Here is a 14,827-nt window from a genome sequence, read left to right as displayed (position 1 = left end):
GAGACAGTCATGACGCGTGAAGTGGTAGTAGTGAGCGGTGTCCGCACCGCGATCGGAACCTTTGGCGGCAGCCTGAAGGACGTGGCCCCGGCCGAGCTGGGCGCGCTGGTGGTGCGCGAGGCGCTGGCCCGCGCGCAGGTATCGGGCGACGACGTCGGCCATGTGGTGTTCGGCAACGTGATCCAGACCGAGCCGCGCGACATGTACCTCGGCCGCGTAGCGGCCGTAAACGGCGGCGTTTCCACAAATGCCCCGGCGCTGACCGTCAACCGGCTGTGCGGCTCGGGCCTGCAGGCCATCGTCAGCGCCGCGCAGACCATCCTGCTGGGCGATGCCGACGTCGCCATCGGTGGCGGTGCCGAAAGCATGAGCCGCGCCCCCTACCTGGCCCCGGCGGCACGCTGGGGCGCGCGCATGGGCGATGCCGGCCTGGTCGACATGATGCTGGGCGCGCTGCACGACCCGTTCCACCGCATCCACATGGGCGTGACCGCCGAAAACGTCGCCAAGGAATACGAGATCTCGCGCACGCAGCAGGACGAGGCCGCGCTGGAATCGCACCGCCGCGCCTCCGCCGCGATCAAGGCCGGTTACTTCAAGGATCAGATCGTCCCGGTGGTGACCAAGGGCCGCAAGGGCGAGGTCAGCTTCGACACCGACGAGCATGTGCGCCATGACGCCACCATGGATGACATGACCAAGCTCAAGCCCGTCTTCGTCAAGGAAAACGGCACCGTCACCGCCGGCAATGCCTCGGGCCTGAACGACGCCGCCGCCGCCGTGGTGATGATGGAGCGCGCCGAGGCCGAGCGCCGCGGCCTGAAGCCGCTGGCGCGCCTGGTGTCCTACGGCCATGCCGGCGTCGACCCCAAGACCATGGGCATCGGCCCGGTGCCGGCGACCAAGATCGCGCTGGAGCGTGCCGGCCTGCAGGTGTCGGACCTGGACGTGATCGAAGCCAACGAGGCCTTTGCCGCGCAGGCATGTGCGGTCAGCAAGGCGCTTGGCCTGGACCCGGCCAAGGTCAACCCGAACGGCTCGGGCATCTCGCTGGGCCACCCGATCGGCGCCACCGGCGCGCTGATCACGGTCAAGGCGCTGCATGAGCTGAACCGCGTGCAAGGCCGCTACGCGCTGGTGACGATGTGCATCGGCGGCGGGCAGGGCATTGCCGCCATCTTCGAACGGATCTGAGGATTGCCTTGCGCGTGGCCCGGCTGACCGACCTTTGCACGACCCTTGGCGCCGCCGCCGTGCTCGCCCTGGCGGGCGCGGCGCAGGCGGCGCCGGCCACCGAGCTGTCGACCGGCCCGGTGAGCGGCGCCACCGCTGGCGGTGAAGCGCTGGGCCTGAACCAGGCCATCCGCGACGGCGAGGCCCGCCGCGGCGCGGCGCTGTCGACCGGCGCCGCCCGGCCGCTGGCGCCGCGGCCGGAGTACGCGTCGCTGCCGGTCTATGTCGGCAAGGTCGGCGACCAGCCGGTGCGCCTGCGCCTGGGCCCCAAGCCCGACGAACGCGACAGCGTGCGCGGCGAATACAGCGGCCGCGGCGCCGGCGTGCGGCTGCTGGCCGGCGAGTGGGAGGACGGCGCCTTCCTGATGGAGGAGTCCGACGACGGCACCCGGGTGTCGGGCAACTGGGAAGGCAGCATCGACGCCAGCGGCGCGGTGCGCGGCACCTGGACCGATGCCTTCAATCCGGCCATCGTGCTGCCGTTCTTTATCCGCCCGCTCGGCATGCTGGTGATTCCCCCGTTCGACATGACGCCCAACAGCGGCGTCACCTACGCGCCGCCGCCGCCAAAGTCGTCGATTTCCGGCTGGTAAGCCTTTTCCGGCGCCACGCGCTGAAGCCTCCCGGTGGCGCGGGCGGCATTTGCTGGTAAGCTCGGAGGCTCATCGCGTCTCATGCCTGACCGTGCCGCACTCTAAAGCACTCCGCCGCATTGGCTGGATGACGCGGCCGCCCGGCAGCCAGCAAGGAAACCGCCGTGTCCGATTCCCCATCCGACAAGCCCGCATCCCATTACCTGCAGACCGTCGCGGTCCAGCCTGAGCTGGACATCGCTCCCGGCTTTGCCTCGTTCTCCCCGGCCACGCACCGCGGCTCGACCGTGGTGTTCCGCAACCTTGCCGAACTGCGCGCGCATGGCGACGGTGCCACCACCTACTGGCGCTACGGCCTGCATGCCACGCCGACCAGCGAGGCGCTGTGCCAGCACCTGGCGCTGCTCGAGGGCGCGCGCCACACGCTGCTGCAGCCGTCGGGACTGGCGGCGATCTCGCTGGTGTATTTCGCGCTGCTCAAGAGCGGCGACGACGTGCTGGTGCCGCATAACGTCTACGGCCCCAACCGCGACCACGGCGAGTGGCTGGCGCGCGACTTCGGCGTGACCGTGCGCTACTACGATCCCATGGACGCCGCCGCGGTGCCCGGGCTGATCCAGCCCAACACGCGCCTGATCTGGATGGAGTCGCCCGGCTCGGTGACGATGGAAGTGCCCGACTGCGGCGCCATCGTCGCCGCGGCGCGTGCGCGCGGCGTGCTGACCGCGATCGACAATACCTGGTCGGCCGGCGTCTACTTCCGCCCGTTCGAGCACGGCATCGATATCTCGGTGCAGGCGCTGACCAAGTACCAGTCGGGCGGCAGCGACGTGCTGATGGGCGCGGTGCTGACCTGCGACGATGCCCTGCACGGCCGGCTCAAGCGCGCCCGCATGCTGATGGGCTGGGGCGTGTCCGCCGACGACTGCCACCTGGTGCTGCGCGCGCTGCCGAGCCTGCCGGTGCGGCTGGCGGCGCATGACCGCGCCGCACGCGAGGTGGCCGAATGGCTGCGCCAGCGGCCGGAGGTGGCCCGCGTGCTGCATCCCGCGCTGCCGGATTGTCCCGGCCATGCCAACTGGCGCCGCGAATTCACCGGCGCCAGCGGGCTGTTTGCCATCGTGCTGCGCGAGCGCTATACGCGCCAGCAGGTCGATGCCTTCGTCGAGGCCCTGCAGCTGTTTGCCATCGGCTGGTCGTGGGGCGGCGCGCACAGCCTGGCGGTGCCGTACCACGTGCAGGGCATGCGCCCGGCCGGCACCTGGCCGCCGGCGGGCTGGCACGATACCGGCGAGCTGGTGCGGCTCTATATCGGCCTGGAAGACACGCGCGACCTGATCGCCGACCTGCGCCAGGCGATCGAGGCCACGCTGTCCGCCTGAGCGGGCGACAATTTCAGGCTGGCTGCCTCAGCGCCAGGTTGAGCTGGTCGACGACTTCGGCCCAGTCGGCGTCATCGAGCAGCTCGTCGCGCAGCAGGGCGGCCTGGGCGGGCGTCCAGAACGGGGCTTCGGCCAGCTCGAGGGTCTCGGGCAGCGGCGCATGCTTGCCGATGAAGTTGCGGATGCTGGCTTCGTCGGACGCCAGGCCAAGCTGGTCGAACAGTTCTGAAAACTGGTGGAAGGTCGGTTCCATGATGGTTGGGCTCGCGGTGGTTGACCTCTGCTAGTGTAGGGCAGTCCCGACAACAAAAAACGGACGCCGCGGCGTCCGTTTTTTATTGCGGCAGCGCTTCAGCGCGACTCGGTGCCGGACATCGCCTTGGCCCCGGCAGCGGCGCTGGCGCCTGGTTGCGCCAGCCCTGCCCGCGGCATGGCCCAGACCGACTCCGCCGGCCCGCTGCGGGCCCGCCGCGCGGTGGCGCGGGCGAGGGCGACAAAACCCGCGGCCAGTGCGATCGCGCCGAGGTCGAAGCCGGCGATGATCCAGTGCCCGCTGGGGATGCTGTGCAGCAGGTGGTCGCCGGTCAGAATCGCGTTCGACAGCGGCACCGTCAGCGCGGCCAGCGCGGCGGCATAGAGCAGCTCCACCGCGGCGCGCACGGGCGCGCGCAGCAGCGCCCAGGCGCAGGCCAGGCCGAACACGATGAAATAGGTCTGGCTGACGGCGCGCTCGGGCCACAGCAGCGCCGCCGGGAAGCATAGCGCCACGCCGATGCAGCAGCCGATGCAGACGCCCACGGTGGCCTGCGCCAGCAGGCGATGCACGCGCGGCTGCTCGGCCTGGCGCAGCTTGCGCCGCGATTCGATCCACAGCAGGTTGCCCGAATAGAACAGGAAGGCGCCGGCCAGGCCGGCCAGCAGGTAGACCAGCCGCACCGGCAGCTCGCCGAAGGTGCCGAAATGCAGCGCGTACAGCGCGCTGTAGAGCCCGTGGTTGCCGTCGCGCGCGCCGGCGGTCTGGTTGGCCGTCAGCTGGCCGGCATTGGGTTCGCCGCTGGCGGCGTGGATGCCGACCGAGCCCAGGTTGCCGAGCGCCCGCGTGCTGGTGCCGCGCACTTCGACCACGGCGTTGGCGCCGCCGTAGCGCTGGAAGCGGAACGATTCTGGCGTGAAGCGCTCGCCGCCGTGTTCGCGCGCAATCTGCATCAGCGTGGCGGTGGGCAGCGTCGGCACCGCGCGCCCTGCGGCGACAACTTCCGGCACCGCGGTGGTGGCGGTCGGCACCGCCTCGAACAGGCGGCCGTTGAAGGTCAGCGTGTTGAACACCATCATCAGCACCAGCGACAGGCAGAACAGCGCCCCGGTGATGGCAAAGACCAGGTGGAAGGGCAGGCTGAACAGGCCCAGCACGTTGTGCGTGTCCATCCAGAAGCGCTTGAGGTTGCGACCGGGGCGCACCGCGAACAGGTCCTTCTTCAGCCGCGGCAGGTGCAGCAGCACGCCGGACACCAGCGCCAGCCCGTACAGCACCGAGATCGCGCCCATGAAATAGATGCCGCCGACCGGGATGCCGAGCGAATAGTGCAGGCTGTTCAGGAACGCCGACAGCTCGCCCATGACGTGGTCGCGCGAGGTGTCGCGCTGCATCGCCGCGTTGCCGGCCAGGCGCGCATCGGTGGTCATCTGCCACTCGCCGGCCTTGTCCTGCCAGTAGGCAGAGATACTGGGCTCGCCCTCCGACGGCATGATCACGTAGGCACTGGCCGCGGCTTCGGGATGGATCGCGACCAGCTTCTGCATGAAGCGGTCGACCGCGGCCGGGTCCGCCTGGGCCTCGACCGGCGCGCTGCCCTTGAGCCGTGATGGCGACTGCCAGACATGCAGCTCGTGGTGGAATACGGTGATCGCCCCGGCAAAGAAGGCGATAAACAGGGCCCAGCCGGCCATCAGGCCGACCCAGGTGTGCAGCGTCTGGTACAGGCGCAGGGTTGCGGTTTTCATGATGGCAATCTCAGGGGGTGGGCAGGGCGGCCAGTGCGGCCGGCGCCAGGCCGGCCAGGCGCAGCGCCCACAGCACGCCGAAGCCGAGCAGGTTGGCGCCGCCCAGCCATAGCCACGCACTGCGGCTGGAACGGAACAGCAGGCTGGCGCTGATGATCGCTACCCACACCGGCAGGCAGGCCGTCACGGCCGCGACGATGCCGGTTTGCCAGCCGTCCGGCAGGGCCAGGATCGCCAGCGTGCACAGCACCATCGCCAGCGGCAGGCCGAGCAGCGTGCCGGCCAGCCACTTGGTACCCATGCCGGAGGTGTCCGCGCTCATGCTTGCTGCCCCCGCGCGCCGTGGCGCTTGCGTGCCGCCCAGGTGCCGATGAATGGCCATACCGACAGGGCGCACGGCACCGTGACCAGGCTGGCGGCGATGGCGACCGGCCAGCCATCGCTGAGGCTCCACAGCCAGGTGCTGACACAGGTCAGCGCCAGCCCCAGCCAGCCGGCCAGCCGCGGGCGGGTCAGGGTGCCAGGCGGCAGCAACACCTGGTTGGGCGCAGCCAGGTACAGGCACGCGGCCGCAGCCAGGCCAAGAAGGACGGCCAGAACTTGCATGGGGCAATGTCAGATCAACGAAACATTAATAATAATGATTCGCATTTGTGTGCGCAAGCACCGGCTTGGGGGGTGTTCAGTTTGCCACTGTCGTTGCCGCGCCAGCGGGAACCCCGTGGCAGCAAAAGACGCTGGATTCCCGCCTGCGCGGGAATGACGGCGGTGCCTGATACCTTTTCGGGGAGTTCACTGCACCGGAAACGTCCCGCGCGGCGACGGCGCGCGAGCGGCGTCCGCGCGCGGCGGACGCTTCAGAAGGCGGGGCGCCTGGCGGGGGATCAGTGCGGGAACAGCGCCAGCAGGCCGTCGAGGCCGACGTGGTTGAAGGCGACGCTGGCCTGTGCGCGTACCACCGGCTTGGCGCGGAACGCCACCGACAGCCCGGCCACGGCCATCATCTTCAGGTCGTTCGAACCATCGCCCATGACGATGGCCTGGTCCGGCGTGGCGCCGATCTGCGCGCAGATTTCCTGCACGGTGCGGGCCTTGACGTCGGCGTTGACGATCTCGCCGACGACGTTGCCGGTCAGCTTGCCGTCGACGATCTCGAGCGTGTTGGCGCGGGTGAAATCGAGCTGCAGGCGCGGCTTGAGCTGGTCGGTGAAGTGCACGAAGCCGCCGGATACCAGCAGCGTCTTCAGGCCCAGCGCGCGCACCGTTTCCAGCATGCGCTCCGCGCCCGGCGACAGCCGCAGGCGCTCGGCATAGACGCGCTCCAGCACGGTGGCGTCCAGCCCCTTGAGCAGCGCCACGCGGCGGCGCAGGCTTTCGTTGAAGTCGGTGATCTCGCCGCGCATGGCGGCTTCGGTGATGGCGGAAACCTCGGCCTTGAGGCCGCAGAAGTCTGCGATCTCGTCGATGCACTCGATCGTGATCAGGGTCGAGTCCATATCCATCGCCACCAGGCGGAAGTCGGACAGTTTGCGCCCGGCCGGCACCACTGCCCAGTCGATCGCGCGCGGGCCGCAGAAATCATCGAGCGCGTCGCGCAGCGCCGGCGTCAGTGGTGCGCAGTCCTCGGCCACGGCCACGGTGTCGCTGCGCGGCACCAGTGCGGAAGCACGGGCCAGGGTGCGGGCGGTGTCGAGGTCGGCGGGGGACAGCGGGGCGAGGCTCTGCAGGATCAGGGGCATGGCGGACGGAAAATCGGGCGCTTGCCGCGGTCGTCGGCAAGGCGGAGGGGGCTGCAACGCGGCAAAAACGCTATTGTAGCCCCCCGCGGCGCGCACGGGCGATGCGCTCAGCGCTGCGCCATCACCATGTAGTCCACGGTCAGGCTCGACAGCGCGCGCACGCCGTTGATCAGCGCCGGCTCATCCACATAGAACTCTGGCGAGTGGTTCGACGGCGCCTTGGTCACATCCTGTCCCTTGGGCGTCACGCCGAGATTGAAGAACAGGCCCGGCACCTTCTCCTGGTAGAACGAAAAGTCCTCGGAGGCGGTGGCCTTGGGCGTGATCATCCAGTTGCCGTCGCCGGCCACGCGCTGCAGCGTGGGCGCCATCTTCTCGGTCAGCGCCGGCTGGTTGATGGTGGCGTTGTACAGCTCGACCACGCGGAAATTCGCCTCGGCGCCGGCGCTCGACGCAATCGCCTCGGTGGTGCGCTTCATGCGGGCGTGGATGTCCTTCTTCATGCCTTCGTCATAGGTGCGGATGGTGCCCATCATCTCGACCTTTTCCGGCACGATATTCATGCGGTTGCCGCCGTGGAAGGTGCCCACGGTGATCACCGACGGTTCCAGCATGGCGTTGACCTGGCGGCTCTGGATGGTCTGCAGCCCCATCACGATCTGCGATGCCACCACGATCGGGTCGATCCCGCCCCACGGCCGCGCGCCGTGCGTCTGGCGGCCCTTGACGTCGATCCAGAACTGGTCGGCCGCGGCCATCGACGCGCCGCTGCGCCAGCCCAGCTTGCCCGATTCGATGCCGCTGGTGACGTGCAGGCCGAAGATCGCGTCGACCTTCGGGTTGTCCAGCACGCCCTCGGCCACCATCTGCTTGGCACCCCACATGTTCGAGCCGTTGGGCTCGAAGTCGGCGGGGCTTTCCTCGGCCGGCTGGAAGATGAACTTGACCGAGCCGGGCAGCTGGTCCTTCATGCCGGCCAGCACCTCGGCCGTGGCCATCAGGATTGCCACGTGCGTGTCATGGCCGCAGGCGTGCATCACGTCGACTTCCTTGCCCAGGTACTGGCCCTTGGCCTTGGACGCGAACGGCACGTCGACGCGCTCCTTCACCGGCAGCGCGTCCATGTCGGCGCGCAGCGCCACCACCGGTCCGGGCTTGCCGCCCTTGAGCACGCCGACCACGCCGGTCTTGGCCACGCCGGTCTTTACCTCCATGCCGAGCTTGCGCAGGTGGTCCGCCACCAGCTTTGCGGTGCGGGTTTCGTAGTTGCCCAGTTCGGGATGCTGGTGGATATCGCGGCGCCAGGCGATCAGCTGCTTTTCCACCGCCCTGGCGCGGGTTTCGATCTGGGCATGCAGCGCATCGGCGCCGGCGGGTGCGGCAGGCGTCTGCGCCTGCACGCTGTGGCACAGCAGGCCGGCGGCCAGGGCCAGGCCGGCGAGGGCCAAGCGGGTGGTGGAGCGGGATGCGGTGCGACGTGCGGCCATGCAGGATCTCCTTCGTTGTTGTTGGTCTGATGCTGGCGGTGTGGTTGGCGCTCTGCAAAATGCAATGCACCGTGGAATGTAAAGTGGTTTCTCCCCTCTCCCAAAGGGAGAGGGGAGCAAGGGTTCGATACGCCGGCAGTCAGCTCACGCGCAGGCTGTCCACCACCTTGTGCAGGAACGCCTCGCACGCGGCCAGCTGTTCCAGCGCAACGAACTCGTCCGGCTTGTGCGCCTGCTGGATATCGCCGGGCCCGCATACCACCGCCGGAATGCCCGCGCGCTGGAACAGCCCGGCCTCGGTGCCGTAGGCCACCTTGTTGGTGTCGCGGTCCGCGGTCAGCGCGCGTACCAGTTGCGTGATCGCTTCCTGCTCGGCCACGTCGAGCGACGGCGCGGCGGCGATCTTGCTCAGCGTCAGGTCGGCATCGGCATGTTCGGCGCGCATCTTCGGCAGCAGCACGTCGTTGGCATAGGCCTGGATGCGCGCGTAGATCGCTTCCGGATCGACGCCTGGCAGGTTGCGGAACTCGAACACGAACTCGCACAGCGCCGGGATCGTGTTGAGCGCAATGCCGCCCTGGATGGTGCCGGTCTGCGCGGTGGTGTAGGGCACGTCGAAGGCCTGGTCGTAGGGGCCGTTGGCCTTGAACTCGTCGGCGATGTCGCGGATGAAGCAGATCAGCCGCGCCGCGTATTCGATGGCGTTGACGCCGCGCGGCGTCAGCGACGAATGCGCGGCCTGGCCGCGCACGCAGCAGCGGTAGGCATTGATGCCCTTGTGCGCGACGATCACGCGCATGCTGGTGGGTTCGCCGACGATGCAGCCGCCGGGAGTCACGCCGCGCTCGCGCAGTTCGGCCAGCAGGTAGGGCGCGCCCATGCAGCCGATCTCTTCGTCGAACGACAGTGCGTAGTGCACCGGCTCGCGCAGGCGGGCGTCGAGGATGGCGGGCAGCAGCGACAGGCTGGTGCCGATAAAGCCCTTCATGTCGCAGGTGCCGCGGCCGTACAGCTTGCCGTCGCGCACCACCGGCTTGAACGGGTCGGTGGTCCAGGCCTGGCCGTCCACCGGCACCACGTCGGTATGGCCCGACAGCACGATGCCGCCGTTGGTTTCGCCATTGGCCGCGGGCACGGTGACGAACAGGTTGGCCTTGTCCCGTTGCGGGTTGTAGCTCAGATGCGGCTTCAACCCCTTGGCCAGGAAATGGTCGCGCACCGACTCGATCAGTCCCAGGTTGGAATTGCGGCTGGTGGTGTCGTACGCGACCAGACGCTGGGTCCATTCCAGCGCGCTGCCGCGCGCGGCGGTTTCAGGGACGGGCTGGCGGGAATGGGCTGGAGCGGCTTGGGCGGGGGCGGCTTGGGTCGGCATGGGGCGTTATCGCTAACTTGTTAAGGAATCGATGCTACACCCGGCCGCGCGCCGCGTCCATGCACGCCCGGCATCGGCGCTACGCCAGTTGCCGCAGCGTATGCTTGATGGTCTGCGCGCGCACCGCCACGTCCGGCATCTTGGCCTCGATGCGCAGCTTGTCCTGACCCGCCAGCTTGATATGGCGGTTCTTCTGCACCAGGTCGATGATGCGCATCGCGTCGATCGGCGGGTTGGGCACGAACTGCACGCTGATGGCGGCTTCGCCGGCGTCGATCTTGCGCACGCCCAGCGGCGCCGCGGCGATGCGCAGCCGGTGCGTTTCCACCAGCGCCTGCGCCTGCGCCGGCAGCCGGCCGAAGCGGTCGACCAGCTCTTCCTGGATATCGTCGACGCGCTCGGGGGTCTCGCAGTTGGCTAGCCGCTTGTACAGCGACAGGCGCTCGTGCACGTCGGCGCAGTAGTCGTTGGGCAGCAGCGCCGGCGTGCCCAGGTTGATCTCGGTGGTGGCGGCCAGCGGCGCCATCAGGTCGGGCTCCTTGCCGGCCTTCAGCGCCTTGACCGCATGGTTGAGCATGTCGGTGTATAGCTGGAAGCCGATCTCGTGGATCTCGCCCGACTGCTTGTCGCCCAGCACCTCGCCGGCGCCGCGGATTTCCAGGTCGTGCATGGCCAGGTAAAAGCCCGAGCCCAGTTCCTCCATCTGCTGGATCGCCTCGAGCCGGCGCTGCGCCTGCTTGGTCAGGCCGTCGACGTCATGCACCAGCAGGTAGGCATAGGCCTGGTGGTGCGAACGCCCGACGCGGCCGCGCAACTGGTGCAGCTGCGCCAGCCCGAACTTGTCTGAGCGGTGGATCAGGATGGTGTTGGCGGTCGGCACGTCGATGCCGGTCTCGATGATGGTGGTGCACAGCAGGATGTTGTCGCGGCGCGAGACGAAGTCGCGCATCACGCGCTCCAGCTCGCGCTCGTGCATCTGGCCGTGCGCCACCGCGATGCGCGCCTCGGGCACCAGCTCGGCGAGCTTCGCGCGCTTGTTCTCGATGGTCTCGACCTCGTTGTGCAGGAAGTAGACCTGCCCGCCGCGCTTGAGCTCGCGCAGGATGGCCTCGCGGATCACGCCGTCTTCCTCGCGCCGCACGAAGGTCTTGATCGCCAGCCGCTTCTGCGGCGCGGTAGCGATCACCGAGAAGTCGCGCAGCCCTTCCAGCGCCATGCCCAGTGTGCGCGGGATCGGCGTGGCGGTCAGCGTCAGCACGTCGACCTCGGCGCGCAGCGACTTCAGCGCTTCCTTCTGGCGCACGCCGAAGCGGTGCTCCTCGTCGATGATGACCAGGCCCAGGCGCTGGAATTTCACCTGGTCGGACAGGATCTTGTGGGTGCCGATGACGATGTCGACGCTGCCCTCGTTGATCTGTTTGATGGCCGCGTCGATCTCTTTCTTGGTCTTGAAGCGCGACAGCTCGACGATGCGCACCGGCCATTCGGCGAAGCGGTCGGACAGCGTCTGGAAATGCTGTTCGGCCAGCAGCGTGGTCGGCGCCAGCATCGCCACCTGCTTGCCGCCGAGCACGGCGACAAAGGCCGCGCGCAGCGCCACCTCGGTCTTGCCGAAGCCGACGTCGCCACAGACCAGCCGGTCCATCGGCTTGCCCGAAGTCATGTCGGCGATCACCGCGGCGATCGCGGCGGCCTGGTCGGGGGTTTCCTCGAAGCCGAAGCTTTCGGCGAAGGTCTCGTAGTCTTTCGGCGAGAGCGGGAAGGCGAAACCCTCGCGCGCGGCGCGGCGCGCGTACAGGTTGAGCAGTTCGGCGGCAGTGTCGCGGATCTGCTGCGCAGCGCGGCGCTTGGCCTTGTCCCATTGGCCCGAGCCGAGGTGGTGCAGCGGGGCGGTATCGGGATCGGCGCCCGAATAGCGCGAGATCACGTGCAGCTGGTGCACCGGCACGTACAGCTTGCTGCCCTTGTCGTAGTCCAGGTGCAGGAACTCTTCGTCGCCCTGGCCCATGTCCAGCGTCACCAGGCCCTGGTAGCGGCCGATGCCGTGCTCGCTGTGCACCACCGGGTCGCCGATCTTCAGCTCGGCCAGGTCGCGCACCATCGAATCGACGGCCGAGGCCTGCTCCTGCTTGCGGCGGCCGGTGCGGCGCGCGGTGCCGGCGTAGAGCTCGGCTTCGGTGACGAAGGCCAGTTGCGCCTGCGGCAGCGCAAAGCCGCTCTGCAGCGGCGCCACCGCGATCGAGAAATGCGCGTCGCCGGCCAGGAACGCGGCAAAGTCATCGACCGGATGCGGACGCAGGCCGCTTTCGGCAAACAGCTGCAGCAGCGTCTCGCGCCGGCCGGCGGAGTCGGCGCACATCAGCACGCGGGTCTGCCGGTCGAGCAGCAGCGACTCCAGGTTGACCAGCGGGTCTTCGGCGCGGCGGTTGACCGCGACGTCGGGCAGGATGCCCGAGAACGCCGGCATCTCCGCGCCGGCTTCCACCTGCAGCACCAGCCGCGCCATCGGCTTGGCGGCGACGAAGAACTGCTCCTCGGACAGGAACAGGTCCGCGGGCGGCAGCAGCGGGCGCTCGCGGTCGTGGCGCATGAAGTTGTAGCGCTGCGTGGTGTCGGCCCAGAAGCGGCGGATGGCCTCGTCGATGTTGCCGGCGAATACCAGCTGGGTGTCGGCGGGCAGGTAGTCGAACACGGTGGCGCTGTGCTCGAAGAACAGCGGCAGGTAGTATTCGATGCCGGCCGACGGCACGCCGTTGCCGATGTCCTTGTAGATCGGCGACTTGGTCGGGTCGCCTTCGAACACCTCGCGCCAGCGGCCGCGGAAGGCGGTGCGCGCGGCTTCGTCGAGCGGGAACTCGCGCCCGGGCAGCAGCCGCACTTCCTTGACCGGATACAGGCTGCGCTGCGTGTCCGGATCGAAGGCGCGGATGGTCTCGATCTCGTCGCCGAACAGGTCGATGCGGTATGGCAGCGCCGAGCCCATCGGGTACAGGTCGATCAGGCCGCCGCGCACGCTGTATTCGCCGGGCCGCATCACCGCGCTGACGTGCTCGTAGCCGGCCAGCGTGAACTGTGCCTTGAGCGCGGCCTCGTCGAGCCGCTCGCCCTGCTTGAAGAAGAAGGTGTAGGCGGCCAGGAAGGCCGGCGGCGCGAGCCGGTACAGCGCGGTGGTGGCGGGCACCAGCATCACGTCGCACTGGCCGGTCTGGATGTCGTGCAGGGTCGCCAGGCGCTCGGACACCAGGTCCTGGTGCGGCGAAAAGCTGTCGTAGGGCAGGGTTTCCCAGTCGGGCAGCAGGCGCACGCGCAGCTCCGGCGCGAACCACGGGATCTCCTCGGCCAGGCGCTGCGCATCGACCGCATGCGAGCACACCACCGCCAGCATCGGCGCGCGCTCGCGGTGCTGGCGCGCATAAGCGGCCACCGCGAGCGCATCGGCGGAGCCGCGCAGGCCGGCCACGCTGTGGCGCAGCCCCGGCTTGACCAGCGGCAGGTTGACAAAGGGAAAGGCGGGCGTGGCGTCAGGCATGTCGGCAGGGGGCGTTCAAAACGACGACGCCCCGCCGGCATTGCGGGCGGGGGTCGGAACCGGGGACTCCAGGTGCCGGTGGCGCCCTGCCGGTTACGGCGAAGCGGCATGGCGACCGGCAAGGGCCGTATTATAGAATGCGCACCGGTTGTCCCGCAGCCGCCCGTGGTGCCGCACCATTGGCCGGGCCGGCCGGCAGTCCCGCGCTTCTTTTCACTCCACGCCGATCCTGTGTCCGCTCGCCGCTTTGCCCTGATTCCCTGTGCCGGTACCGGCAGCCGTGCCGGCGGCGCCGTGCCCAAGCAATACCAGACCGTGGCCGGCCGGCCGATGATCTGGTACGCGCTGGCGGCGTTCTCGGCGTGCGACGCCATCAGCGCCAGCGCGCTGGTACTGGCCCCCGACGACATGCCGCTGGAATCGCGCTTCGGCGCGGCCGCCTTTGCCGGGCTGCGCTTCGATACCGCCTTTGTCGGCGGCGACAGCCGCCATGCCTCGGTGCTGGCGGGCCTGCACCACCTGGCGCAGCTGGGCGCGACCGACGCCGACTGGGTGCTGGTGCACGATGCCGCGCGCCCGGGCCTGACCCCGGCGATGATCCACGCGCTGGTGCGCGCGGTGGAAAGCGACGGCGACGACGATCCCGACGCCGCCATCGGCGGCATCCTGGCGGTGCCGGTGCCGGATACGCTGAAGCGGGCCCAGGACGATGCCCGTATCGGCGCCACGGTGCCGCGCGAAGGGCTGTGGCAGGCCCAGACGCCGCAGATGTTCCGCCTGGGCGTGCTGCGCCAGGCGCTGCAGGACGCCATGGCGGCCGGCGCGGTGGTGACCGACGAGGCCAGCGCGATCGAGCGCCTGGGCTTGCATCCGCGGCTGGTCAACGGCTCGCTGCGCAATTTCAAGGTGACTTACCCGGAGGACTTCGCGCTGGCCGAAGTGCTGCTGGGCAGCCACGCCAAAGGAGCATGACCGCATGATGCCTTTCGATATCCGGGTGGGACAGGGCTATGACGTCCACGCGCTGGTGCCCGGCCGCAAGCTGATCCTGGGTGGGGTCGAGATCCCGCACGACCGCGGCCTGCTGGGCCATTCCGATGCCGATGCGCTGCTGCACGCGGTCACCGACGCGCTCTTCGGCGCGGCCGCGCTGGGCGATATCGGCCGTCATTTCCCCGACACCGACGCACGCTTCGCTGGCGCCGACAGCCGCGCGCTGCTGCGCGAGGCGGCACGCCGCGTGCGCGAGGCCGGCTATGAGATCGGCAATGTCGACGCCACGGTGATCGCGCAGGCGCCCAAGCTGGCGCCGCATATCGGCGCCATGGTGGCCAACCTGGCCGAAGACCTGGCGATTGCGCGCGGGCGCTGCAACGTCAAGGCCAAGACCAACGAGAAGCTGGGCTTCGAAGGCCGCCAGGAAGGCATCGTGGCGCAGGCCGCGGTGTTGCTCTGGCGCGCCTCGGTGGCGGACGCGCAGGACTGAAC

13 protein-coding genes are annotated in these 14,827 nt (G+C 69.3%); 5 read left to right on the top strand and 8 right to left on the bottom strand.

The window, feature by feature from the left end; translation table 11 throughout:
* The first annotated feature begins 9 nt into the window (after positions 1-9).
* The 3 genes from bktB to AC3FMM_RS30565 all read left to right on the top strand — a co-directional run bounded on the left by bktB (position 10) and on the right by AC3FMM_RS30565 (position 3,208).
* Positions 10-1,194, top strand: coding sequence for a beta-ketothiolase BktB (bktB, locus tag AC3FMM_RS30575; protein ID WP_115709161.1), 1,185 nt, complete (start codon positions 10-12; stop codon positions 1,192-1,194).
* Positions 1,195-1,202: 8 nt separating this feature from the next.
* Complete coding sequence (locus AC3FMM_RS30570; RefSeq protein ID WP_115709163.1) at positions 1,203-1,826, top strand: hypothetical protein; 624 nt, start codon at positions 1,203-1,205, stop codon at positions 1,824-1,826.
* Positions 1,827-1,990: 164 nt separating this feature from the next.
* Positions 1,991-3,208 carry a cystathionine beta-lyase gene (locus AC3FMM_RS30565; RefSeq protein WP_116312445.1) on the top strand — a complete coding sequence of 406 codons (1,218 nt, stop codon included), beginning with the start codon at positions 1,991-1,993 and terminating at the stop codon, positions 3,206-3,208.
* A gap of 13 nt (positions 3,209-3,221) precedes the next feature.
* Here the strand turns inward: AC3FMM_RS30565 and AC3FMM_RS30560 are convergent, their stop codons facing one another.
* From AC3FMM_RS30560 to mfd, 8 genes are all read right to left on the bottom strand, one after another.
* The gene (locus AC3FMM_RS30560; protein ID WP_115709167.1) at positions 3,222-3,461 is read right to left on the bottom strand and encodes a DUF2789 domain-containing protein; all 240 of its coding nucleotides are present in this window, start codon (positions 3,459-3,461) and stop codon (positions 3,222-3,224) included.
* Between the two features lie 98 nt (positions 3,462-3,559).
* A complete protein-coding gene (locus tag AC3FMM_RS30555) occupies positions 3,560-5,209 on the bottom strand; it encodes a PepSY-associated TM helix domain-containing protein (protein WP_488688181.1) in 1,650 nt (549 codons plus the stop codon).
* Between the two features lie 10 nt (positions 5,210-5,219).
* Positions 5,220-5,531, bottom strand: a complete 312-nt coding sequence (locus tag AC3FMM_RS30550; RefSeq protein ID WP_115709171.1) for a hypothetical protein — start codon at positions 5,529-5,531, stop codon at positions 5,220-5,222.
* The gene (locus tag AC3FMM_RS30545; protein WP_488688178.1) at positions 5,528-5,815 is read right to left on the bottom strand and encodes a hypothetical protein; all 288 of its coding nucleotides are present in this window, start codon (positions 5,813-5,815) and stop codon (positions 5,528-5,530) included. Before AC3FMM_RS30545 ends, AC3FMM_RS30550 begins: the two co-directional genes overlap by 4 nt.
* 278 nt (positions 5,816-6,093) lie before the next feature.
* Positions 6,094-6,948 carry a phosphoserine phosphatase SerB gene (serB, locus tag AC3FMM_RS30540; RefSeq protein ID WP_115680068.1) on the bottom strand — a complete coding sequence of 285 codons (855 nt, stop codon included), beginning with the start codon at positions 6,946-6,948 and terminating at the stop codon, positions 6,094-6,096.
* Positions 6,949-7,055: 107 nt separating this feature from the next.
* A complete protein-coding gene (locus tag AC3FMM_RS30535; protein ID WP_488688176.1) occupies positions 7,056-8,435 on the bottom strand; it encodes an amidohydrolase in 1,380 nt (459 codons plus the stop codon).
* Between the two features lie 139 nt (positions 8,436-8,574).
* Positions 8,575-9,810, bottom strand: a complete 1,236-nt coding sequence (argE, locus tag AC3FMM_RS30530) for an acetylornithine deacetylase (RefSeq protein ID WP_488688174.1) — start codon at positions 9,808-9,810, stop codon at positions 8,575-8,577.
* Positions 9,811-9,889: 79 nt separating this feature from the next.
* Complete coding sequence (mfd, locus tag AC3FMM_RS30525; RefSeq protein ID WP_326348305.1) at positions 9,890-13,339, bottom strand: transcription-repair coupling factor; 3,450 nt, start codon at positions 13,337-13,339, stop codon at positions 9,890-9,892.
* Positions 13,340-13,570: 231 nt separating this feature from the next.
* On the opposite strand from mfd, the gene ispD reads away from it, so the two are divergent.
* Together ispD and ispF are read left to right on the top strand one after the other, a co-directional pair.
* Entirely contained in the window at positions 13,571-14,311 is a 741-nt protein-coding gene (ispD, locus tag AC3FMM_RS30520) for a 2-C-methyl-D-erythritol 4-phosphate cytidylyltransferase (RefSeq protein ID WP_326348306.1), read from the top strand.
* 4 nt (positions 14,312-14,315) lie between these two features.
* Complete coding sequence (gene ispF / locus AC3FMM_RS30515; RefSeq protein ID WP_115706715.1) at positions 14,316-14,825, top strand: 2-C-methyl-D-erythritol 2,4-cyclodiphosphate synthase; 510 nt, start codon at positions 14,316-14,318, stop codon at positions 14,823-14,825.
* Positions 14,826-14,827: the final 2 nt, after the last annotated feature.

Source organism: Cupriavidus sp. 207A1 (genome assembly GCF_057798955.1).
Note: the sequence above shows the minus strand (reverse complement) of the source record. Positions and strands in the feature narration are given on the sequence as shown.